Source organism: Glutamicibacter sp. BSL13, from assembly GCF_052928425.1.
Genome location: NZ_JAVGCZ010000008.1, coordinates 33,609 through 55,324, shown reverse-complemented (window position 1 = coordinate 55,324; position 21,716 = coordinate 33,609). Strand labels below are relative to the sequence as shown.

Genomic DNA, 21,716 nt, shown 5'->3' with positions numbered 1-21,716 from the left:
GTTCGTCCGCGAAGCTAAAGGAATACGATGCGCGTACTTGTCACCGGTGGAGCTGGGTACATCGGCTCCCACACCGTTCTGTTGTTGCTCGAAGAAGGGCACGAGGTGGTCGTTGTCGACAACTTCAGCAACTCCTCGCCTGAATCACTGCGTCGTGTCTCTGCCCTCACCGGTCGGGCTCCTCGCTTCTTCAACGTTGATTTGCTGGACGCTGATCGCCTAAACGAGGTTGTCGTTGAAACAGCTCCCGATGCAGTAATACATTTTGCCGGATTGAAGGCCGTCGGTGAGTCGGTCTCAAAGCCACTGATGTACTATCGTAACAACGTCACCGGCACCTTGAATCTGTTGGACGCCATGGAACTTTCCGGATGCCGTCAGCTGGTCTTCAGTTCGTCGGCCACGGTGTACGGCGAGTCGACCGAGCTTCCCCTGGTGGAGTCCACCCCGCGCAGCGCGACCAACCCGTATGGGCGCACCAAGCTTCACATCGAGGAGATGCTTGAAGAGCTTGCGGCGGCAGATGAGCGTTGGTCCATTGCCGCCCTGCGCTACTTCAACCCGGTAGGCGCCCACGAGTCGGGTCGTATCGGGGAAGATCCTCAGGGAATCCCGAACAACCTCATGCCCTATGTGGCACAGGTAGCGATCGGACGCCGTGAGCAGGTCAACGTCTTCGGCGGAGACTATCCAACTGTGGACGGCACCGGCGTGCGCGACTACATCCACGTCGTCGACCTGGCGTCCGGACACCTGGCTGCCCTGGACTATCTTTCAGACCGCACCGGATCTTTTGTCTGGAACTTGGGGACGGGTGAAGGTTCCAGTGTGCTGGAGGTGATCGAGGCCTTTGGGCGGGCAGCGGAGAAAGACATTCCCTATCAAATCGTTGAGCGTCGGCCCGGGGATGTCGCTGAAAACTATGCTGATCCAGTTAAGGCGCGGCTCGAGCTGGGCTGGAAATCCGAGCGTGGATTGGAGCAGATGGTCCGCGACATGTGGCGCTGGCAGGAGAACAATCCCACCGGTTTCCCGGACGAGGACTCTTCACCTTCGGATGAGCAGCTAAATAACGAGATGCTTCTGGCGGCGCAACGCGTCTCAGATCCCAAGAACGCCAAAGAAAGTAACTAGGTAAAGCAATGCGCATTGCACGATTCGTAGTAGACGCTGACCCTCTGTACGGCGTTATTGAAGAGCAAAAAGTCCACACCCTGGCGGGCGACCCCTTCTTCCAAGGGATCAAACTCACCGGACAAAGCCACGAGCTCGACGATATCCGCCTGGTGGCCCCCATCATTCCTCGCTCAAAGGTGGTGGCCTTCGGACGCACTTATCGCAAACACGCTGAAGAGCTGGGCAATGAGGTACCGCCGGAGCCGATCATGTTCCTCAAGCCCAACACCTCCGTGGTGGGACACAATGAACCGGTCACGCTTCCTTCGTTTTCCGACGAAGTCTCCTTTGAGGGGGAGCTGGCCGTGGTGATCGGACGCATTTGCAAAGACGTTCCCGTGGAAAAAGTGCCCGAAGTTATTTTCGGCTACACGGCGGCCAACGATCTGACCGCCCGGGATGCCCAGCGCAGCGACCTGCAGTGGGCTCGCGCCAAGGGCTTTGACGGTTCATGCCCCCTGGGCCCATGGATCGAGACCGAGCTGGATAATCCCGACGACATCGGGATTGTCACCAGGGTTAACGGTGAGGTGAAGCAGGACGGGTCCACGAACGAACTGATCTGGTCAGTTCACGAACTTGTTGCCCGAGCTTCTGAAGCCTTCACGTTGTTGCCGGGCGATGTGATATTGACCGGCACCCCTGCAGGTGTGGGCGAGGTGCGTGAAGGGGACCGAGTCGAGGTCGAGGTCGAAGAGATCGGTAGTCTTGGCAACATTTTCCGACGCTGAGAATTGAAGCTTTCAGCGCTTTACCGCGGTTAGTAAAGAGTTTGAGCAGGACCTCTAGGTTGGATAACTAGAGGTCCTGCTTCTCTTTGCGGTCTTTCTAGCGCAGAATGGAGCGGCCGCCAGAAGTGGGCATAGAATGAAGTCATCATGATTGATCTATCGCTGATTCCCGCAGTAACCGATGACACTCCCGTCCGGGTCCGCTTTTGCCCCTCGCCAACCGGCACTCCGCACGTAGGCTTGATCCGCACCGCGCTGTTCAACTGGGCCTACGCTCGGCACACCGGTGGCAAGATGATCTTCCGTGTCGAAGACACCGACGCCAACCGCGACTCCGAAGAAAGCTATAACCAGCTGCTGGACGCGCTGGACTGGATGGGCATCGACTGGGATGAAGGGGTGAACGTCGGTGGCCCGCACGAGCCGTACCGCCAGTCCCAGCGCAACGACATTTACCAGGACGTCATTGCCAAGCTGCGTGCTGCCGGTCATCTGTACGAGTCCTACTCCACCCCGGAGGAGATTGAGGCCCGCCACCGAGCCGCCGGCCGTGACCCCAAGCTCGGCTACGACAACTTTGACCGCGAGCTGACCGATGAGCAGGTTGCCGCGTTCAAGGCAGAGGGCCGCGAGCCGGTGTTGCGTGTTCGCATGCCCGACACCGACCTGAGCTTCACTGACCTGGTCCGCGGGGAAATCACCTTCAAGGCGGGCTCGGTCCCGGACTTCGTGGTGGTGCGCGCCAATGGGAAACCGCTCTACACCCTGGTGAACCCGGTGGACGACGCGCTGATGGGGATCACCCACGTCTTGCGTGGCGAGGATATCCTTTCATCCACCCCGCGCCAGATCGCCCTCTACGCGTTGCTGCATGACATTGGCGTAGCCAAGTACATGCCGCGCTTCGGTCACCTGCCCTACGTCATGGGCCAGGGCAACAAGAAGCTGTCCAAGCGTGATCCGGAATCCAGCCTCTTCCTGCACCGGGAACGCGGCTTTATCCCCGAGGGGCTGCTGAACTACCTGGCACTGCTGGGCTGGTCACTGAGCGCGGATGAAGACATTTTCACCCGGGAGCAGCTGATCGAGGCCTTTGACGTGAAGGACGTGCTCTCCAACCCGGCACGCTTCGACCAGAAGAAGGCCGAAGCCATCAATGGCACCCATGTGCGCATGCTGGAGCCGCAGGACTTCAGGGACCGGCTTGTTCCCTACCTGCAGGCCGCAGGCCTGATCGGTGAGGAACTGAACGAGCGGGAGGCGCAGATCCTGGATGCTGCAGCACCGCTGGTCCAGGAGCGTGTGGGCCTGCTGGGAGAAGCGGCCGACATGATGGCCTTCCTCTTCCTGGCCGACGAGCAGATCACCGTGGATGAGAAGGCATTGAAGGGCATGCCGGCCAATCTTGGCGAGGTTGTCCAGGCCTCCATCCAGGCACTGGAGCCGCTCACCGAGTGGAGTGCAGCGGCAATCCAGGAAGCCCTGCGGGCAAAGCTCGTCGAGGAGATGGAGCTGAAGCCGCGTCACGCCTTCGGTCCGGCTCGCGTGGCGGTCTCCGGCAAGAAGGTCTCACCGCCGCTGTTTGAATCCATGGAGATCCTGGGCAGGGAATCAAGCCTCAATCGGCTTCGGGCCTTTGGTGAAGGCCGCTAGAAACGGTTATCGCCGCTGCGGCTGAAACAGCTGACGCCCTCGACACTCTCGTTCTTTCGGGAGTCGTCGAGGGCGTTCCTTTTGATGTTGACGATACGCTCGTTGATGTGCGTAGTGATGCGGTCGACGGGTTCCTGGCCATGGTTCACGACAATTTCTCCGTCGTGGACCACGCGCTGCGGTTACAGATTGCTGGCGACTTTGCCGATGGCGGGGCCCACGCCTATGAACGTTGCATGGCTGGCGAACTGACGTTTACTGAACAACGTATTCTGCGTGTTCAGCGGGCGTATGGCCTCGCTTCAGTTCCGGCGCCAGATGCCTTGGCGCTGACAGGCTGGGGGGCAAAGGTACGAATCCCGGGTTCGAAGCGCCTGGAAGCCCTTTTCAGACGTTCTCGAGCACCTTGGGGCGCTGTCGGCCCAAGGTATCCCGTTCGGTGCCGTGAGTAACAATGTTGCGGCATATCAGCGTGAGAAGCTGAGGCTTGCTGGACTCGACATGTTCGAAGTGGTTATTGGTTCGGGTACCGCCGGTGCCCCGAAGCCTGATGCAGCTCCCTTCCTGGCCGGCTGTGAGCAATTGGGAACCGATCCGGGCAGGACACTTTACGTGGGCGACAACCCCATAAACAATGTGGTGGGGGCAAGGAATGCCGGACTGCCGGCAGTCTTGCTGGATCGTGGGGCACGTCACAAGAATTCCGAATCGGCGCGAGTGGAAAATCTGACCGAGCTAACCCGTGAAATCCGCGAGAATTCAAGGGATTTGGCGGCTCGGACAGCGGGAGCACTCTCGATTTGTTTCTTTCCGAAAACGCCGGTATAGTTATATCTCGTGCTGAGGCGAACAGGAAAGTTCGAAAAGCTGAGCTTTCCGAAAAGCCGCAGGTCACAATGGGATATGGTGTAATTGGCAACACAACGGTTTCTGGTTCCGTCATTCTAGGTTCGAGTCCTGGTATCCCAGCGCTTCACCAAATTTATTTGGTGAGCTAAGAAGAAGTTCTTAGCGTGCGGCCCCATCGTATAGCGGCCTAGTACGCCGCCCTCTCACGGCGGTAACGCGGGTTCGAATCCCGCTGGGGTCACAAGTTTTTCTTCATCTTAGGTTCCCCGAGTCATCGGGGTTTTGCGGCCCCATCGTATAGCGGCCTAGTACGCCGCCCTCTCACGGCGGTAACGCGGGTTCGAATCCCGCTGGGGTCACGCAGGAACAAAAGCCACGGGAAACCGTGGCTTTTGTTGTACCCGCTGCGTGTGCCCTCTTGCCCTGACCTCACTTTCGGGCAAGATGGGCATATGGATCCGATATCTTCCACTGGCCAGAGTCCAGCGCAGCAGCCGAACAGCACTGAAGGACAAGCCAGTGCGCTGGAGCGGACTTTGGTGGGGCTGGAGGACATCCTGGCTCGGCTGCTGTTCGTGCACGGCTATCGGTGGGAAACCGGGGATCCCGGGGAACTGAAAGCCACGATCAGGAACCAGATCAGTGATTATCTCCTACCTCGGACTCGCAATGCCCACGCGCCACTGCTGGGCGTGGTCGGTGGTTCCACTGGGGCTGGCAAGTCGACTCTGGTCAATTCACTGCTTCAGCATGTCGTTACCCGTACCGGGGCCGTGCGTCCCACGACCCGCACGCCGGTGCTGGTGCATCACCCAGATGACCACCAGTGGTTCACTAGTTCAAGAATCCTGCCTTCCCTGACCCGGCTGACCGGCAGCGGGTACCAGAACGCCTCAAGTCTGCAGCGTTCAGATGCACTGCTCCTATTGGCCGACCAACAAATTCCATCGGGGCTGGCGCTATTGGATGCTCCCGACATTGATTCCGTTGCAGATGAGAATCGTGAATTGGCCGGACAGCTGTTGAACGCGGCGGACCTCTGGATCTTTGTCACCACCGCGAACCGCTACGCGGATGCCGTCCCCTGGCAGCTGCTGCAATCCGCCGGGCGCCGTTCGGTGACGGTTTCGGTGATCCTAAACCGGGTGCCGCATGGAGCGGAGTCTCAAATTGTGCCCGAGCTGGCAGCCCTGCTGGAGGCCCACGGGATTGACCCGGAGCTGTTGCAGGTGATCCATGAAGCGGAGCTAACCGAAGAAGGACTGATCCCCTATGAAGAAGTCCAGCAGCTTGGGGCTTGGCTGCAGTCCTTGGCCGCCGACGCGGCCGAACGCCGGAGGGTAGCGGCCCAAACCCTACGCGGTGCCTTGGAGCAGTTGGCGGAGGATCTCGACACCCTGGTGGCCGCAGCCAATGAGCAGGATAGGGAAGTAGGCGCGCTTCAGGAGTATGTCCGGGAACGCTTTGACTTGGCCCTGGAGCGAACCCAGGGCTCGGTGCACGATGGTTCCCTGCTACGTGGCGAAATCCTGGCCAGATGGCAGGACTTTGTCGGTGCGGGGGAGCTGATGCGCGGTCTTGAGGGAACCGTAGGCCGGGTTCGAGACCGTGTTGCCGGTTTCTTTACGGGAAGACCACCGACCCCCAAGAAGGTCGAGAGCGCCATTGAGACCGGACTCCACCTGGTGCTGGTCAATGAAATCACCAAGGCATGCCAGGACGTGGATCGGCGGTGGGTTGCCTCCGCACCGGGCACCGAACTGCTGCTGGGTATTGCTTCTCCCCGTCCGTCGGCGGATCTTCCCGAGGATGCTGCGCAAACGATCCGGGACTGGCAACGTGATGTGCTGGATATGATCCGCAAGGAAGGCGCCGGCAAGCGCAAGACCGCGCGTATCGCCGCCTTCGGGGTCAACGGGCTGGCGGTAGCGCTCATGGTGGTGGTCTTCGCCTCCACCGCCGGCCTGACCGGGTTGGAAGTGGGAATCGCCGGAGGTTCGGCAGTCGTTGGGCAAAAGCTGCTGGAGGCGATCTTCGGCGAAGACGCTGTGCGCCGCATGTCGCAGCGGGCGAGCGTCCTGCTCCAGGAACATTGCCGCGCCTTGATAGAACGTTACGAGGGGAACTACACGCGCGCCACGGAGCATGTCCTAGAGCAAAGTGTTGCCAGTGAGCTGGCCGAACAAATCGGCGTGCTGGGGCGGGACGGAGGAAATTCTTGAGCGAGCGCAAACGGCAGCGTGCCGCATCAAATCTGACCGAACAGATCAATGCTTTGAACCAGGCGCTGGAACTCGGTGGCGACTTTATGGATCCAGTCCACTACCAGGAGAGCCAGGCTGTGCTGGACAAGGCAGCGGCACGGCGGGAACTGTCGGCTGAGCACACGGTCATCGGGCTCTTCGGGGCCACCGGCAGCGGCAAGTCCAGCTTGTTCAATGCCCTGGTAGGGAAGGACATCGCGTTGACCGGCGTGGTGCGTCCCACCACCCGCGCTGCGGTGGCCGCCGTATGGAAGCCGGAGAACGCGGCGGAACTGCTCGATTGGCTGCAAGTTCCAGAACGCCACAGTATGAGTGAACCGTTGCAGGGAGCGGCCTCCAGCCGCAAGGCGGCGCACACCAGCGGATTACTGCTGTTGGATTTGCCGGACATGGATTCCACTTCCGTTGAACATCACCAGATCGCCGCACGACTTGCCGGGCAGGTGGACTTTCTCATTTGGGTGCTGGATCCGCAAAAGTACGCTGATGCCAGCATCCACCACGGCTATTTGTCCAGCCTGGGTGCCCAAGCGGGCAATCTGATGGTGGTGCTGAACCAAATCGACACCCTCTCACCATCCGACCGGGAGGACGTTCTTGTCTCACTGAAGAGCCTGCTGAGGGACCAGGGGCTGAAGGACGTATCAGTCGTGGTGGCTTCAACATTGACCGGGGAAGGCGTAGAGGAAGTGCGAAGCCAGATTGTCACCGTCATGCGACGGCATGAACTGGCAACGCAGCGGATTCGCAACGATGTTGACGCCATTGCCCGGCAGTTGGAGGAGGAGCTTCCCGCCTCCCGGGTTTCCCTACCGGGAAAATCATCTCAACAACAGCTGGAGCGAAGCGTGGCTGCGGCCCACGGAACCGAGCGAATCGCTGACGCGGTGGGCACGTCCTACCGGTTGCGGGCCGCCAAGAGCACTGGCTGGCCGTTGACGTCCTGGCTCACTCGTTTGCGAAACGACCCGTTGCAGCGAATGAATCTGGGCCGAAACGAGAAACCCAGCGACCTGTCCCTGACCTCGCGGCCAGAACTCTCCGCGGGGGAAGTAGCCGCGGTTGACCGGGCAGTGGATGGCTATGTTCACCAGGCCACCGAACCGATGCCGCCAAGCTGGCGGCAACCGTTGCTGGATGACATGGCGGAGGCCGGAGAGCGGATGGAAGGGCCAATCGACCTGGCGATTGCCTCGACGCCGCTGGGAGTGGAAAAGGGTTCCTGGTGGTGGCCGCTGATCAAAATCCTGCAATGGGTAAGCGTGGTGCTCGCCGCCGCAGGTGCCCTGTGGCTCGGCGCGCTGGCTGCCGCCCAGTTCATGCAGTTCTCCTTGCCCGAACCACCACGAATTGAGGGAATTGCGATTCCCACCCTGCTGCTGCTCGGCGGTATCCTAGTAGGTATTGTGCTTGGCCTTGGCGGCTCGATTTTCAATCGGCTACTCGCTAGGATCAAGCGCAAGAAAGCCTTGGGGAACTTGAACAAGTCAGTAGCGCAGGTCGTGCGGCAGGAAGTCGTGGATCCAACAGGGGAACACGTGGATCGATACAACAGCTTCGCCGGAATGATTCGCCAAGCAGCAAAGAGAGTGCAATAGGTTTAGAGTGACTGATCACGTACAGACTTCCGAACGCACCGTGGCAAACATCGGCGAAAGCGGAATTCTTCAAGTCATCCTCCCCATCTTCAAATCTCAGGGTGTCGTGCTCGGCCCCGGGGATGACGCCGGCGTCTTGCAGATCGGCACCGGTGAAGTCCTGGTGACCGTGGACACCATCGTCGAGGACCAGGATTTCCGGCTGAAATGGCCCAGCGGCGCGGTGCATGAGGCCTTTGACATTGGATGGAAGTCTGCCGCCCAGAACCTCTCAGACATCAATGCCATGGGTGGCCAGCCCACTGGCGTGGTCATTTCCCTATCGCTGCCCGGCAAGACGAGCATCGGTTGGGTTGAGGATTTCGCCCGCGGGTTCGCACAGGCGCTGCGGCAGCTGAGCGAACACCCGATCGCCGTTCTCGGTGGAGACCTGGGGCTGTCCAAGGAAATCTCCGTCACCACCACCGCGCTCGGAGAGACCAGCAAGGGACGGGTGCTGCGCAGCGGCGCGAAGCCGGGGGATGTCGTGGCGGTGGCTGGCCGGGTTGGTATGGCCTCGGCGGGCTTGGCGCTGCTCGACAAACCCGATTCCGAGCACTCGTGGAGCCGTGCTCTGCGCCGCGTGGTGCAGGGCCAATGCCGCCCGGTGCCACCGTTGGAATCCGGTCCGCGGGCTGCCGAAGCCGGCGCCACCGCGATGCTTGACCTTTCCGACGGCCTGATGATTGATGCCCAGCGTCTGGCAACCGCCAGCGAGGTGACACTGGCATTGGATTCCCAGCCACTGGGCGACTTTGCCCGCCGGCTGCAGCCGGCGGCTGACTTCCTGGGTGAGGAAGCCATGCAGTGGGTTTTGTATGGGGGAGAGGACTTCGGATTGCTGGCGACCTTCCCCAAGGATGCCACCATTCCAGAGGAATTCAGCATCATCGGAAAGGTCGCAACGGCGGGCAGCAAGGGGACCGCCATCACCATTGATGGTGAGCAAATGTCGACCAGCGAAGGGTTTGACCACTTTTCCTGACCGGTCACAGCGCCAGGTATAACCGCTGGCTTGCCCCGAATGCTGCTGCCGGGTGCTGCTAGTAGGCAGGTGCGTCCTCTTGGACGCGCAACAGCTCCGAGAGTTCGTCGGCCGTCTGCACGACCGCCTCGTGGTGGATCTTGCCTGGCTGACGGGTCAGACGCTCAATGGGGCCGGACATGGACAGGGCGGCGATCACCCTTCCGGACTGTCCGCGAACCGGCGCCGAAACCGAGGCGACACCCGGTTCGCGTTCGCCCAGCGACTGCGCCCAACCGCGGCGGCGCACCCCGGCAAGAATGGTGGGAGTGAAACGGGCGCTGCGCAACCCGTCGACCAGACGCTCGTTGTCTTCCCAGGCCAACAACACCTGGGCCGCTGAACCTGCCTTCATGGACAATTGCGTACCGACGGGGATGGTGTCCCGAAGTCCCACCGGACGCTCCGCACTGGCAATGCATACGCGGTATTCCCCCTGCCTGCGGAAGACCTGGGTGCTTTCGCCGGTCTGGTCACGTAACCGAACCAACAGCGGGCCGGCGGCCGTGACCAATCGATCTTCACCCGCTGCCCCAGCCAATTCAACCAGTCGGTTACCGAGTTCAAAACGACCGTGCATGTCCCGCCCAACCAAGCCATGATGAGCCAGCGACTGGGCGATTCGGTGAACCGTGGGACGGGAGATGCCGGTAGCGTCCACGAGTTGGGCCAGGGAGAATGGGCCCTGTTCCAGGGCGTTGAGTATCGCGACGGCTTTGTCCAGCACGCCGACACCGCTGCTAGTTGTCATGAAAGACATCCTTCCATCTCAGTATTTGAGATTCAAGTCCGCATATTGGAAAACTCTGCCCAAGCGCTGGCACACTGGAAACTGTAGGAAGAACAAGTTGAAGGAGTGTGTCGTATGTCTGCGCAGCAGTCACCCATGACACTGGCCGAGAAGGTCTGGAACGCCCACGTCGTGCGTCGCGGAGAGGGCGAAGGAGCCGCGCGTCAGCCCGATCTGATCTTCATTGACCTTCATCTACTGCATGAGGTCACCAGCCCGCAGGCCTTTGAGGGGCTGCGCCTGGCTGGTCGGAAGCTGCGTCGCCCGGATCTGACCATCGCGACCGAAGACCACAACACTCCCACGCTTGACATTGACAAGCCGATTGCGGACCTGACCAGCCGTACCCAGATCCACACCCTGCGGGATAACTGCAAGGAATTCGGGGTGCGCCTGCACTCGCTGGGCGACAAGGAACAGGGAATCGTGCACGTGGTCGGGCCCCAGCTGGGTCTGACCCAGCCGGGCATGACCGTGGTGTGCGGTGACTCCCATACCTCCACCCACGGAGCCTTCGGTGCTTTGGCATTCGGCATTGGCACCTCCGAGGTGGAACATGTCATGGCCACCCAGTCCCTGAGCCTGAAGCCGTTCAAGACCATGGCCATCAACGTGGAGGGAACACTTAAGCCCGGTGTCACATCCAAGGACATCATCCTGGCTGTGATTGCCAAGATTGGCACCGGCGGGGGACAGGGCTACGTCCTGGAATACCGGGGCTCGGCCATCCGCTCCCTGTCCATGGATGCACGCATGACCATCTGCAACATGTCCATCGAGGCCGGAGCCCGTGCCGGCATGATCGCACCGGATGAGACTACCTTCGAGTACGTCAAGGGACGCCCACACGCACCGGAGGGCGAAGACTGGGATGCCGCAGTCGAGTACTGGAAGACCCTGCATACGGACGAAGGCGCCGAATTCGACGCCGAAGTCTTCCTGAACGCGGACGAACTCGAGCCCTTCGTTACCTGGGGAACGAACCCGGGCCAGGGTGTGTCGCTGTCGGACTCGGTGCCAAGTCCCGAGGACTTCGAAGATGAAAATGACCGTCAGGCCTGCGAACGTGCCCTGAAGTATATGGGTTTGGAAGCTGGAACCCCCATGAAGGACATCCGGGTGGACACCGTCTTCCTGGGCTCCTGCACGAACTCGCGCATGGAGGATCTGCGCGCCGCCGCAGAGATCATTAAGGGGCGGGAAAAGGATCCGGACGTGCGCATGATCGTGGTCCCCGGCTCGGCTCGTGTTCGCCTGGAGGCAGAGGCCGAGGGCCTGGACAAGATCTTCAAGGACTTTGGGGCCGAGTGGCGTTTCGCAGGGTGCTCCATGTGCCTGGGCATGAACCCGGACCAGCTCTCGGAAGGGGAGCGCTGCGCCTCAACCTCGAACCGCAACTTTGAGGGACGCCAGGGCAAGGGTGGGCGAACCCACCTGGTGTCACCACTGGTCGCCGCGTCCACGGCCATTCGTGGAACCCTGTCCTCACCCTCGGATGTCGCCCAGACTCCGGTTGCCGTCTAGAAAGGAACACTTCCATGGAAAAGTTCACCTCCCATACCGGAATCGGTGTTCCCCTGCGCTCGAGCAACGTGGACACCGACCAGATCATCCCGGCCGTCTACCTCAAGCGCATTACTCGTACCGGTTTCGAGGACGCGCTGTTCGCCGGCTGGCGCAAGGATGAGAACTTCATCCTGAACCAGGAGCCCTACTCCTCAGGCAGCGTGTTGGTGGCGGGTCCCGACTTCGGCACCGGCTCTTCTCGTGAACACGCCGTGTGGGCCTTGAAGGACTACGGGTTCAAGGCAGTGCTCTCATCAAGGTTTGCCGATATCTTCCGGGGCAACTCCGGAAAACAGGGCTTGGTGGCGGCCCAGCTGGCTCAGGATGACATTGAGTTGATCTGGAAGGAACTGGACAACAATCCAGGTACGCAGATCACCGTGGACCTGGACTCCCGGACTGTCACCTGTGGTTCCCTGGTTGCCCCGTTCGATATTGACGACTACACCCGCTGGCGCCTGATGGAGGGGCTGGATGACATTGGTCTGACGCTGCAGCACGAGGACGCCATCACTGAATACGAGCAGTCACGACCTTCCTTCAAACCGAAGACCCTGCCAGCACGCACCGTCAGCTGACTCCTGCTATTCGGTCACATCATGCTGTGGGCGGCACCACCCGCATCCTCTTCGGAAAGGCGGCGGTGCCGCCCTCATTACCCTTCAGCGCAGTGCTTTCCCAAGATGTGGTGTGAATTGCCTGATAAGACGGAAATAATGTGGACGGCTCGCAACGTTGGAACCAAGAGGACACAGGACCAGGCGGTATGCTGGCTTAGTCCTATCCACTTTCGGAATCCGAAGGCAGTGGACAGTTTCAACTACGTGATGAGGGTAATTCATTCATGGGCAAGATCCTGACAATCCATGGTGGTGTGCCACTGAAAGGCACCGTAAGAGTTGGCGGAGCCAAGAACTTGGTTCCTAAGGCCATGGTTGCCTCTTTGCTCGGCAATACGCCCTCGGTCCTGCGCAACGTCCCGGAAATCAAGGACGTTTCAGTGGTGCGCAGCTTGCTGGAACTACATGGGGTCAATGTCACGCAGGACCCGCAGACCGGGGACCTGACGATGGATCCCACCGACGCGAAGTCCGCCTCCAACCGCGCGATTGACGCCCATGCTGGTGACTCGCGCATCCCGATTCTTTTCTGTGGCCCGCTGATTCATTCGCTCGGCCAGGCCTTCATCCCCGACCTGGGCGGCTGCCGGATTGGTGACCGACCCATCGATTTCCACCTGGATGTTCTGCGCGAATTCGGCGCCGTAGTTCACAAGGGTGAAGACGGCATCCGGATCTCCGCGCCCCAGGGCCTGTCTGGCGCCAAACTCGATCTGCCCTACCCGTCGGTGGGCACCACCGAACAGGTACTGCTCTCGGCTGTTCGCGCCCGCGGCGTGACCGAGGTGCGCAACGCCGCTATTGAACCGGAAATCCTGGACCTGATCGCGCTGCTGCAGAAGATGGGTGCCATCATCTCCGTGCACCGCGACCGGATCATCCGGATCCAGGGTGTGGATGAGCTCCAGGGCTATGACCACACCGCCCTTCCGGACCGCAATGAGGCTGCCTCATGGGCTTCGGCCGCACTGGTAACCAAGGGGGATATCTTCGTCGAGGATGCCCAGCAGCGGGACCTGACCGCCTTCCTGCACGTATACCGCCAGATCGGCGGCGAGTTCGAGGTCAAGCACAATGGCATCCGCTTCTACCACCCCGGTGGCGAGCTGAACCCGCTGATCCTGGAAACCGACGTCCACCCAGGGTTTATGACCGACTGGCAGCAGCCGTTGGTGGTGGCCTTGACCCAGGCCAGCGGGGTATCGGTGATCCATGAAACCGTGTACGAAAACCGTTTCGGCTTCACCGAGGCGCTGCAGCGAATGGGCGCAACCGTACAGGTTCACGTGGACTGCCTTGGCTCCACCCCCTGCCGCTTCGGCCACCGCAACTTCAAGCACTCTGCGGTTGTCATGGGCCCAGTCGACCTTCGCGGTACCGACGTGGATATCCCGGACCTGCGTGGCGGGTTCTCCCACCTGATCGCGGCCCTGGCCGCCGAAGGCACCAGCACCGTAACTGGAATTGAAATCATCAACCGCGGTTATGAGCACTTCACTGAAAAGCTCATCTCCCTGGGCGCCAACGTAGAGCTCCACGAAGCGGGAGTGAAGGTTGGCAGCTGACAGCATGGTGAGCAAGGAACCACTGAAGTCCAGGCTGATCTTTGCAGGCCTGGCCGGCGCCGTTCGGCCGGTCATGAATGCCTTGATCGGCAAGACCTGGAAGGGCTTTGACTCCCTTCCGCAGGGCGGCTTCATCCTCTGCGTCAATCACGTCACCAAGATCGACCCGCTCGTGATTGGCCACGTCATGTACAGCAATGGCCGATTGCCGCGTTGGCTTGCCAAGGAATCATTGTTCACAGCCCCCGTGCTGGGTTGGATCATGAAAGCCTCCGGGCAGGTGCCCGTGGCGCGCAAGAGCAGCGCAGCCGGTGACTCACTGGTGGTGGCCAAGCAGGTGCTGGACGCGGGTGGGGTAATCATCATTTACCCAGAGGGAACGCTGACCCGCGACCCGAACCTGTGGCCCATGCGGGGACACACGGGCGCGGCGCGGCTGGCCCTGCAGACCGGTGCCCCGGTTGTGCCCATGGCGCACTGGGGCGACCAGGAACTGCTGCCACGCTACAGCAAGAAACTGAACCTGTTTCCGCGCAAGCACGTGGTGGTCTCAGCCGGACCCGCGGTGGACCTGGATGATTTGCGCAATGGTCCGAGGACCCGCAGCGTCCTGCAGGAGGCCACGGACCGCATTATGCGTGAGGTGACCCGTTTGCAGGCCGAGCTGCGCGGTGAAGAGCCGCCAGCCAAGCTATGGGATCCCAGCGAGCACGGCCAGGCGGCCACCGGTTCCAGCTATGAAGCATCAACTTCTGTCACCGAAAAGAACAAGCCAGCCGTAGAGGACTGAAAAGTGCCGAAAACCTTGCCACGTAAGATCGCCGTCATGGGAGCCGGAAGCTGGGGGACCACCTTCGCCAAGGTGCTGGCAGACACGGTGGAGCATCATGACATTCCCGTGATGATCTGGGCGCGGCGTAGCGAAGCAGCGGCTGAGATCAACGAGCGGCACACGAACTCGCGGTACCTGCGCGAAACCAAACTGCCAGCGAATATCAGCGCCTCAAGTGACAAGGCCGAAGTACTTGCCCAAGCCGATCTGGTGGTTCTGGCCATTCCTTCGCAGTCCTTGCGCAGCGAGCTCGCTGAGTTCAAACAGTACCTGGAGACCGGGGCGGTGCTACTGTCCTTGATGAAGGGCCTGGAGCGCGGTACCGATCTTCGCATGAGTGAAGTGATCGCCGAAGTAACTGCTCTGCCACAGGACAAGGTCGCGGTGCTGTCCGGCCCGAACCTCGCCATGGAAATCGCCCGGGAGCAGCCAACGGCATCCGTCGTGGCGTGCACCGACCCGGAAGTCGCCAGCTGGATTGCCGAACTCTGCTCGGCTCCATACTTCCGTCCCTACACAAATGATGACGTGCTGGGTGTTGAGCTCGGCGGAATTGTCAAGAACATAATCGCGCTGGCCGTGGGAATGTGCGATGGCATGGGCTACGGAGACAACACTAAGTCCAGCGTCATTACCCGAGGTCTTGCCGAAACCACCCGCCTAGTTCTCTCCCTGGGCGGACGCATGGACACCCTGTCCGGACTTTCCGGGCTAGGGGACCTGGTGGCCACCTGCTCCTCGGCGTTATCACGCAACAATACAGCCGGTCGCCTGTTGGGCCAGGGCCTGTTCCTGGAAGAAGTCAACGACCGCATGTCGCAGACGGCTGAAGGCATCAAATCAGCACGGGCCGTTTTTGACCTTGCCACGGCACATGGAGTGGATATGCCCATCACCGAGGCCGTCACCATGGTTTTGGAGGGGAACTTGAGCGTGGAAAACATGGCCCAGCGCTTGCTGGCACGTGACCTTAAATCCGAAGGAGAGCCGCAGTCATGAGTGAGGCCAAGGAAACCAAACCGCGAGTCCTGCTTCTGATGGGCGGCCAGTCCTCCGAACACCCGGTCTCCTGTGTCACGGCTGCCGGCGTCATGCATGCCATTGATGCGGAACAGTTCGAGGTCATTCCGGTGGGAATCACCCGCAAGGGTGCCTGGACACTCGTCGAAGAGGATCCGCGCGACTGGTCGCTGACCGGCAGCGACCTGCCCGAGATCACCAGTGTGAGCACCGCCGTGGCGCTTTCGAGCAACGGCGTGGAAACCAGGCTGATCGCCCGGAACGGGGACACGGTCGAGGATCTGGGCAAGGTCGACGTGGTCTTCCCACTCCTGCATGGACCTTTTGGCGAGGACGGCTCCATTCAGGGCCTGCTGGAAATCAGCGGAGTGTCCTATGTCGGTTCCGGCATCGCAGCCAGCGCTGTCGGCATGGATAAGCACTTCATGAAGGTCATTTTCGAGGCAGCAGGGTTTAACGTGGGGCCCTACGTTGTCATCGGCAACAAGGAATGGCAGCGCGAGCCACAGGCTTGCCTCGATAAGTGTGATGTCCTGGACTACCCGTTATTCGTCAAACCCGCTCGTGCTGGTTCCTCTGTTGGCATCACGAAGGTTGATTCCAAGGATGGACTGGCGGCCGCGATTGACTTTGCTCGCGCCGAGGACCCCAAGGTCATCGTTGAGCAGGGCATTGAAGGTCGTGAAATCGAGTGTGGCGTGCTGGAGGGCAACGGCGCTAACGTTGCACGTGCTTCACTGCCCGGCGAGATTGCGGTGGAAAGCCCGGATAACGCCTTCTATGATTTCCAAGCCAAATACGTCAACGGCGCTGCGGCAAAACTGACCTGCCCGGCGGTGCTCAGCGATGAAGCCACTGCCGCCATTCGTGACCTGGCGGTCAAGGCATTCGACGCCGTCAACGCGGAAGGACTCTCTCGGGTTGACTTCTTCTACACCCCGGAAGGTGAGTGGATCATCAATGAAATCAACACCATGCCCGGATTTACTCCGTCGAGTATGTACCCACACATGTGGCAAAAGACCGGCATTGAGTACCCGGAGTTGATTCATCGACTGATTGATCTGGCGTTGGAACGTACGACTGGACTGCGCTAAGGCGTGATTTACTGCCAATAGGCAGCACCCGGTATGCCGGGTGCTGCCTATTGGTTCGTGTTCCTACATGTTGTCTAGGGCCTTGTCGTACGAGACGCATTTACGCTCGGCAGGGATCTTGCTTGCAGCATCAGCCAGAGAAGCCGTGACAGTGCTCGAGGGAATTTCTTGAGGATCTAAGAGAATCTCCGTGGCCGGGCTCCGTCCATAGGTGGTCAGTGTCCACACCCCGTCGTCTCCCTCCCGAGCAATCCAGTCAACCCCGTTGACCGAGACGCAGGGGTCCGGAGTGGGGCCGGGCACCTGGACGCCGCACCGTAGCACCACTTGAGCAGGATCTCCCCACGCCGCAGTAGCCTGAGAACTGGTCGGGCGCTTTTCAACGTCACCCATGACTTCTGGGAGGACTACCATCATGTCGGCGCAGCGAGGATTCGCGGCATCTGGTGCGGCTTCAACGTTCAGCACAGCTTGGCACCCCGTCAAAAGTGTGACGGCGGCCATGGAGCCAGCAACCAAGCCTGCGCGTTTACTGAATCTTGAGACTCGACTTGATAACGGTTTGCGAAGAAAACTCATTTTGGCCACCTTATTAGCGTACCTGTCATTTCTGATAGCTAAGATGTAGTGAGTTAAAAGTGTGAAAGGTTGCATATGTCTGAACGAACTACCGTGCTGGATGAGCGACGTCCTCGCAAGAAGAAGCGGCGCGGTCTGGCCGTCCTCATAACAGTCGTTTCTCTAGTTGTCGTCGCCGCGCTCGTTGCGGGTCTTTACATCTGGAATCTTGGGCGCACGTTCGATGAGAAGTCGCAGCGCCTCCCGGATGCCTTCCCAGCTGAGGAAACACGTCCGGAAGTTAAGGACGAGTCAAAGGACGCAGTCAATATCCTGCTTTTGGGAAGCGATACGCGCGAACAGCGTTCAGAGGGCGAGGATGAAGGTTTTGCAACACTTCCCAACGGTGGCCGCTCAGATACGATGATGCTGGTTCATATTCCTGCTGACCGAGACGACATTTTCGTGACGTCGATCATGCGGGACACTTGGCTGGACATCCCGGGTGTCGGTACGGCCAAAATTAACCGTGCCTTCGCCAGCGGTGGAGTTCCCAAGGCCGTCGAGACCTTGGAGAATCTTTTTGGTGTCCGAATCAATCACGTTGCTTCCATCGACTTCGAGGGTTTTAAGGGCATGACCGATGCAGTCGGCGGAGTAACCATCGATAACCCCATTGCCTTCCGTCCCGTGCACAACAAGAACTACTACTTTCCAGCGGGCGTCCAAACACTTAATGGTGAAGAAGCCCTGGTTTTCGTTCGCGAGCGTAAGACCTTCACCGGACCAGGCGGTAGCGACTACCAGCGCGTGAAGAATCAACAGCTATTTGTCAAAGCACTGCTAAGTCAAATCATTTCTAAGGACACGCTAACGAGCCCGTCGAAGGTCTCTAGTGTAGTCAATGAAATGGCTCCATTCATTGCAGTCGATGATTCCCTGGACGCCGGTACCATTGCGAAACTTGCCAGTGGGATGCTGGACATCCGTTCCTCGGATATGACGTTCTTTACACTCCCAAACAAGGGACCAGGAAGGTCCGCTGACGGACAATCGATTGTGATCCCCGACATGGAGGTCATTAATGATTTTGGTCAGGCCCTCCAAGACGATAAGGTCGACGAATTCGTGGCGTCCACAGACTTGTCACGATGATGCAGAAAGATTGATTCCCCATGAGCCAAAAACTCGATACCTCCGGACGAGCCATCACCCAATGGCTGGAACGGAGTGTCAAGAGTCTAGGCAATCACTCGGATCGGCTCAACGCGATTAACGTCTTTCCGGTCGCGGACGGTGATACAGGCAGCAACCTGTATCTCACCGCCCGCGCCGGACATGACGCCGTGAGTGAGTTGGACAGCCCGGACGTGGGTGGATATCTGGAAATAGCCGCCCGCGCCGCCATGGAGTCCGCGCGTGGCAACTCCGGAACATTGCTTGCCGTCTTCCTCAGCGGTTTGGCTGAACCGCTGATCGGCGCTGACCGTCTCACCGCGCCCGGGTTAGCGGCAGGCCTGGAACGAGCAAAGGTGCGGGCATGGTCCGCTCTCAGCGACCCAGTAGACGGAACCATGCTTTCGGTAATCAACGCTGCCGCCTTGGCGGCGAGCAGCACCGTAATACATCTGAAGCATGACCCGGAAAGCCGAGCAGCGCTGGACGAACTGCTGACACAAGTCGCCCAGGCCTCCCGGCTGGCTGTCCAGGGAACAGAAAATGAACTGCCGAGCCTGGCGGAAGCCGGCGTAGTGGATGCCGGCGCTGTCGGCATGTTGATCATCATTGATGAATTGTGCGCCGCAGTGCGCGGCACGGACGCGCAGTTTGAATTCTATGAAACCTTCCACGGATACAACATCCAAGACCCGCACGTCCACCTTTCGGTGGACAACGCCGAAGGGGTAGAGGTGATGTGCACCGTCACCTTGGATGCACTCGGTGCCGCTACTTTGCGCGGGCAATTGGATTCCATTGGTGATTCGGTGATCATGTCACCGGTGAACCAGCGGGGCGAGGCGTTCCGCTGGCGCGTACACGTGCACGTCCCCGAACCCGAAGAGGCATTGGCCCTGATTCGCCAGCATGCCGAGCCGGTCAACCTTAGTATCACCGACCTATGCCACCACGATGCCTGAAATGACGCGCAGCTCCCTGCTTGAAGCTCCTTTGGCTACGGTTGTTGGGGGCAACAATGCCAAACAGCTGCAGAAGGCCTTCGGCTATGAAACAGTCGGTGAGTTTTTAGCACACTTTCCGCGACGCTATGTCGAAGTAGGGGAACTGACCCCGATTTCGGAGCTTCCCTACGACGAACACGTCACCATTGTTGCCCGCGTGGTAAACACCAGCCAGCGCAAAATGCACTCCCGACGGGGATTCATCTTTGAGGTAACCGTCAGCGATGAGCTCGACGCCAACGGTCAGCAACTGCGGATGACATTCTTCAACGGATATCAGGCCCGCAACGAACTCCAGCACGACACCGTGGCAATGTTCTCCGGCAAGGTCAGCTGGTATCAGGACCACCTGCAGCTCAGCCAGCCGGAGTACGCGATCCTAGATGAGGCGGCCGAAGCCGACCCACGACCCATCCCGATCTACCCGGCATCAGCCAAAATGCCGAATAAGAAGATCCGCGATCTGATGCAGCTCGTACTTGACCGTCTATCGCCCGCCGATGTCCCGGAATTCATCCCACAGAACCTATTGGAGTCCCGCGGCTACGTCAACCGCTTCCAAGCCCTGCTGGAACGACATCAGCCCCAGGAGATCCGTGACGGGTACCGGGCACGCGACCGCTTCGCTTATGAGGAAGCGCTGCTCTTGCTGTTGTCCTTAGCCGAGCGCAGCAGCGAGGTCAGCCAGCAGCGGGCCACACCCCGTCCACCCAAAGCCGCAGGAATCGCGGCCCGCTTTGATTCGAACCTGCCCTTCCAACTGACCGACGAGCAGATCACCGTGGGGAGGGAAATCAGCGACGACCTGCAAAAAGCGCACCCCATGCATCGACTGCTGCAGGGCGAAGTTGGCTCCGGAAAGACCTTGGTGGCCCTGCGAGCCATCCTTCAGGTCATTGACGCCGGGGGACAGGCAGCGCTGCTGGCCCCGACCGAAGTCTTGGCGACTCAGCATTACGAATCTATCCGGAGCATGCTCGGACCCCTGGCTGATCCTGGCCTCTTTGGTCAGGGTGAAGGCACCGGTGTTGCCCTATTGACCGGCTCGGCTAAAACTGCGCAACGCCGACAGGCTCTGCTGGGGATTGCCAGTGGCGAAACCGGGCTCATCATCGGGACCCACGCCTTGCTGGGAGAGCAGGTTCAGTTCGCTGACCTCGGGCTGGTCGTAGTTGATGAGCAACACCGCTTCGGGGTTGAGCAGCGGGACACGCTGCGTGCCAAGGGCAACGACTCGGTCCCGCATACGCTGGTAATGACCGCGACCCCGATACCCCGAACTGTCGCTATGACCGTGTTCGGTGATTTGGAAATCTCCACCATCCGGCGAATGCCCTTTGGCCGGGCTCCCATCACCACGCACCTGGTACCGCTGCAGCTGCCCGGGTATCAGCAGCGCATGTTTCACCGGATCGCCGAGGAAGTGTCCAAGGGGCACCAGGTGTATGTAGTATGCCCTCGTATTTCCGACACTCGCGGTGAGAGCGGCGTGCCCGCTGTATCTGCGACTGCGGGCGGCAGGGAACCAATGAGCGTCGAGGCCATGCATGAGCTGATGCACTTCATCCCGCTCTTCAACCAGGTGCGCGTGGAGTCGCTCCATTCCCAATTGCACGCCGAGGACAAGCACGCAATCATGGAAGAATTTGCTGCCGGGGAGATTGATGTGCTGATTTCCACGACGGTCATTGAAGTTGGTGTTGACGTTCATAACGCGACGTTGATGGTCATCGTTGATGCAGAAAATTTTGGTATTTCCCAGCTCCACCAGCTGCGCGGTCGAGTAGGCCGCGGTGGCTTGCCCGGCACCTGTTTGCTCACCACCTGGTTGGATGCGGATCACCCCTCGGTGAACCGGCTGCGCACCGTGGTGGGAAGCATTGACGGGTTCGAACTTGCCGAAGCGGATCTGGCCGAACGCAAGGAAGGCAACATCCTCGGAGTCCAGCAGTCGGGCAGCCGTTCATCGCTAAAGGTGCTCAGTGTGATGAAGGACCGGAACATCATCGAGAGGGCACGCGATGACGTGGCGCTATTGACGAGATCAGGGACATGGAAGACTGATTTTCCACGTCTTGCCACGACCCTTGCTTCCTGGGTGGATGACTCCACCCGCGAATTCCTAGAGAAGAACTAAAGTGACGTTTTTGAGCG

The 21,716-nt window shown here is 60.0% G+C and carries 18 protein-coding genes, 3 tRNA genes and 1 pseudogene; 19 read left to right on the top strand and 3 right to left on the bottom strand.

The features are described from left to right. Nucleotides 1-27: 27 nt before the first annotated feature. The 3 genes from galE to gltX all read left to right on the top strand — a co-directional run bounded on the left by galE (nucleotide 28) and on the right by gltX (nucleotide 3,560). Entirely contained in the window at nucleotides 28-1,134 is a 1,107-nt protein-coding gene (gene galE / locus RCJ92_RS02675; protein WP_446753707.1) for a UDP-glucose 4-epimerase GalE, read from the top strand. Between the two features lie 8 nt (nucleotides 1,135-1,142). Beyond that, nucleotides 1,143-1,907 (top strand): fumarylacetoacetate hydrolase family protein, encoded by a 765-nt coding sequence (locus RCJ92_RS02670; protein ID WP_446753706.1) that lies wholly within the window; start codon nucleotides 1,143-1,145, stop codon nucleotides 1,905-1,907. A 147-nt stretch (nucleotides 1,908-2,054) separates the two neighbouring features. Beyond that, nucleotides 2,055-3,560 carry a glutamate--tRNA ligase gene (gene gltX, locus RCJ92_RS02665; RefSeq protein WP_446753705.1) on the top strand — a complete coding sequence of 502 codons (1,506 nt, stop codon included), beginning with the start codon at nucleotides 2,055-2,057 and terminating at the stop codon, nucleotides 3,558-3,560. Here the strand turns inward: gltX and RCJ92_RS02660 are convergent. Beyond that, entirely contained in the window at nucleotides 3,557-3,709 is a 153-nt protein-coding gene (locus RCJ92_RS02660; protein WP_446753704.1) for a hypothetical protein, read from the bottom strand. The two genes, gltX and RCJ92_RS02660, sit on opposite strands and share 4 nt — an antisense overlap. 211 nt (nucleotides 3,710-3,920) lie before the next feature. Here RCJ92_RS02660 and RCJ92_RS02655 point away from each other — a divergent pair. The 7 genes and pseudogenes from RCJ92_RS02655 to thiL all read left to right on the top strand — a co-directional run. Continuing rightward, nucleotides 3,921-4,388: pseudogene (locus RCJ92_RS02655) on the top strand (HAD family hydrolase); the annotation flags it as partial. A 69-nt stretch (nucleotides 4,389-4,457) separates the two neighbouring features. Continuing rightward, nucleotides 4,458-4,529 (top strand) — tRNA-Gln (locus RCJ92_RS02650). A gap of 48 nt (nucleotides 4,530-4,577) precedes the next feature. Then, nucleotides 4,578-4,650 (top strand) — tRNA-Glu (locus tag RCJ92_RS02645). Nucleotides 4,651-4,695: 45 nt separating this feature from the next. Further along, nucleotides 4,696-4,768: transfer RNA gene (locus tag RCJ92_RS02640), tRNA-Glu, on the top strand. Between the two features lie 93 nt (nucleotides 4,769-4,861). Next, nucleotides 4,862-6,631: a dynamin family protein gene (locus RCJ92_RS02635; protein ID WP_446753703.1), complete on the top strand. Its 1,770-nt coding sequence runs from the start codon at nucleotides 4,862-4,864 to the stop codon at nucleotides 6,629-6,631. Beyond that, nucleotides 6,628-8,271, top strand: a complete 1,644-nt coding sequence (locus RCJ92_RS02630) for a GTPase (RefSeq protein WP_446753702.1) — start codon at nucleotides 6,628-6,630, stop codon at nucleotides 8,269-8,271. Before RCJ92_RS02635 ends, RCJ92_RS02630 begins: the two co-directional genes overlap by 4 nt. Before the next feature lie 7 nt (nucleotides 8,272-8,278). Continuing rightward, a complete protein-coding gene (gene thiL / locus RCJ92_RS02625) occupies nucleotides 8,279-9,295 on the top strand; it encodes a thiamine-phosphate kinase (protein WP_446753701.1) in 1,017 nt (338 codons plus the stop codon). A gap of 58 nt (nucleotides 9,296-9,353) precedes the next feature. Here the strand turns inward: thiL and RCJ92_RS02620 are convergent, their stop codons facing one another. Further along, nucleotides 9,354-10,085, bottom strand: a complete 732-nt coding sequence (locus RCJ92_RS02620; protein WP_138178322.1) for an IclR family transcriptional regulator — start codon at nucleotides 10,083-10,085, stop codon at nucleotides 9,354-9,356. Nucleotides 10,086-10,199: 114 nt separating this feature from the next. Between RCJ92_RS02620 and leuC the strand changes: the two genes are divergently transcribed. The 6 genes from leuC (at nucleotide 10,200) to RCJ92_RS02590 (ending at nucleotide 16,824) form a co-directional block, all read left to right on the top strand. Beyond that, on the top strand, nucleotides 10,200-11,648 hold the full coding sequence (leuC, locus tag RCJ92_RS02615; RefSeq protein WP_446753700.1) for a 3-isopropylmalate dehydratase large subunit: 1,449 nt from the start codon (nucleotides 10,200-10,202) through the stop codon (nucleotides 11,646-11,648). 14 nt (nucleotides 11,649-11,662) lie between these two features. Further along, nucleotides 11,663-12,268 (top strand): 3-isopropylmalate dehydratase small subunit, encoded by a 606-nt coding sequence (leuD, locus tag RCJ92_RS02610; RefSeq protein ID WP_446753699.1) that lies wholly within the window; start codon nucleotides 11,663-11,665, stop codon nucleotides 12,266-12,268. Between the two features lie 266 nt (nucleotides 12,269-12,534). After that, the gene (gene murA, locus RCJ92_RS02605) at nucleotides 12,535-13,875 is read left to right on the top strand and encodes a UDP-N-acetylglucosamine 1-carboxyvinyltransferase (protein ID WP_138178327.1); all 1,341 of its coding nucleotides are present in this window, start codon (nucleotides 12,535-12,537) and stop codon (nucleotides 13,873-13,875) included. 4 nt (nucleotides 13,876-13,879) lie between these two features. Beyond that, nucleotides 13,880-14,665: a lysophospholipid acyltransferase family protein gene (locus RCJ92_RS02600; protein ID WP_446753698.1), complete on the top strand. Its 786-nt coding sequence runs from the start codon at nucleotides 13,880-13,882 to the stop codon at nucleotides 14,663-14,665. A gap of 3 nt (nucleotides 14,666-14,668) precedes the next feature. Next, nucleotides 14,669-15,706: an NAD(P)H-dependent glycerol-3-phosphate dehydrogenase gene (locus RCJ92_RS02595; RefSeq protein ID WP_446753697.1), complete on the top strand. Its 1,038-nt coding sequence runs from the start codon at nucleotides 14,669-14,671 to the stop codon at nucleotides 15,704-15,706. Then, on the top strand, nucleotides 15,703-16,824 hold the full coding sequence (locus RCJ92_RS02590) for a D-alanine--D-alanine ligase family protein (protein ID WP_446753696.1): 1,122 nt from the start codon (nucleotides 15,703-15,705) through the stop codon (nucleotides 16,822-16,824). Before RCJ92_RS02595 ends, RCJ92_RS02590 begins: the two co-directional genes overlap by 4 nt. Nucleotides 16,825-16,887: 63 nt before the next feature. Here RCJ92_RS02590 and RCJ92_RS02585 read toward each other — a convergent pair whose 3' ends face one another. Next, entirely contained in the window at nucleotides 16,888-17,328 is a 441-nt protein-coding gene (locus RCJ92_RS02585; protein ID WP_446753716.1) for a DUF3515 domain-containing protein, read from the bottom strand. A 150-nt stretch (nucleotides 17,329-17,478) separates the two neighbouring features. Between RCJ92_RS02585 and RCJ92_RS02580 the strand changes: the two genes are divergently transcribed. Genes RCJ92_RS02580 through RCJ92_RS02570 form a run of 3 tightly spaced genes read left to right on the top strand, consistent with a single transcriptional unit; the run spans nucleotide 17,479 to nucleotide 21,699 of the window. Further along, nucleotides 17,479-18,537 carry an LCP family protein gene (locus tag RCJ92_RS02580; protein WP_446753695.1) on the top strand — a complete coding sequence of 353 codons (1,059 nt, stop codon included), beginning with the start codon at nucleotides 17,479-17,481 and terminating at the stop codon, nucleotides 18,535-18,537. Nucleotides 18,538-18,557: 20 nt separating this feature from the next. After that, nucleotides 18,558-19,520: a DAK2 domain-containing protein gene (locus tag RCJ92_RS02575; protein WP_446753694.1), complete on the top strand. Its 963-nt coding sequence runs from the start codon at nucleotides 18,558-18,560 to the stop codon at nucleotides 19,518-19,520. Continuing rightward, entirely contained in the window at nucleotides 19,513-21,699 is a 2,187-nt protein-coding gene (locus RCJ92_RS02570) for an ATP-dependent DNA helicase RecG (protein ID WP_446753693.1), read from the top strand. Before RCJ92_RS02575 ends, RCJ92_RS02570 begins: the two co-directional genes overlap by 8 nt. Nucleotides 21,700-21,716: the final 17 nt, after the last annotated feature.

Coding starts and splice junctions, on each gene's coding strand:
- galE (WP_446753707.1), top strand. CDS start 28: ATGCGCGTACTTGTCACCGGTGGAGCTGGGTACATCGGCTCCCACACC.
- RCJ92_RS02670 (WP_446753706.1), top strand. CDS start 1,143: ATGCGCATTGCACGATTCGTAGTAGACGCTGACCCTCTGTACGGCGTT.
- gltX (WP_446753705.1), top strand. CDS start 2,055: ATGATTGATCTATCGCTGATTCCCGCAGTAACCGATGACACTCCCGTC.
- RCJ92_RS02635 (WP_446753703.1), top strand. CDS start 4,862: ATGGATCCGATATCTTCCACTGGCCAGAGTCCAGCGCAGCAGCCGAAC.
- RCJ92_RS02620 (WP_138178322.1), bottom strand. CDS start 10,085: ATGACAACTAGCAGCGGTGTCGGCGTGCTGGACAAAGCCGTCGCGATA.
- leuC (WP_446753700.1), top strand. CDS start 10,200: ATGTCTGCGCAGCAGTCACCCATGACACTGGCCGAGAAGGTCTGGAAC.
- leuD (WP_446753699.1), top strand. CDS start 11,663: ATGGAAAAGTTCACCTCCCATACCGGAATCGGTGTTCCCCTGCGCTCG.
- murA (WP_138178327.1), top strand. CDS start 12,535: ATGGGCAAGATCCTGACAATCCATGGTGGTGTGCCACTGAAAGGCACC.
- RCJ92_RS02600 (WP_446753698.1), top strand. CDS start 13,880: ATGGTGAGCAAGGAACCACTGAAGTCCAGGCTGATCTTTGCAGGCCTG.
- RCJ92_RS02590 (WP_446753696.1), top strand. CDS start 15,703: ATGAGTGAGGCCAAGGAAACCAAACCGCGAGTCCTGCTTCTGATGGGC.
- RCJ92_RS02585 (WP_446753716.1), bottom strand. CDS start 17,328: ATGGCCGCCGTCACACTTTTGACGGGGTGCCAAGCTGTGCTGAACGTT.
- RCJ92_RS02580 (WP_446753695.1), top strand. CDS start 17,479: ATGTCTGAACGAACTACCGTGCTGGATGAGCGACGTCCTCGCAAGAAG.
- RCJ92_RS02575 (WP_446753694.1), top strand. CDS start 18,558: ATGAGCCAAAAACTCGATACCTCCGGACGAGCCATCACCCAATGGCTG.
- RCJ92_RS02570 (WP_446753693.1), top strand. CDS start 19,513: ATGCCTGAAATGACGCGCAGCTCCCTGCTTGAAGCTCCTTTGGCTACG.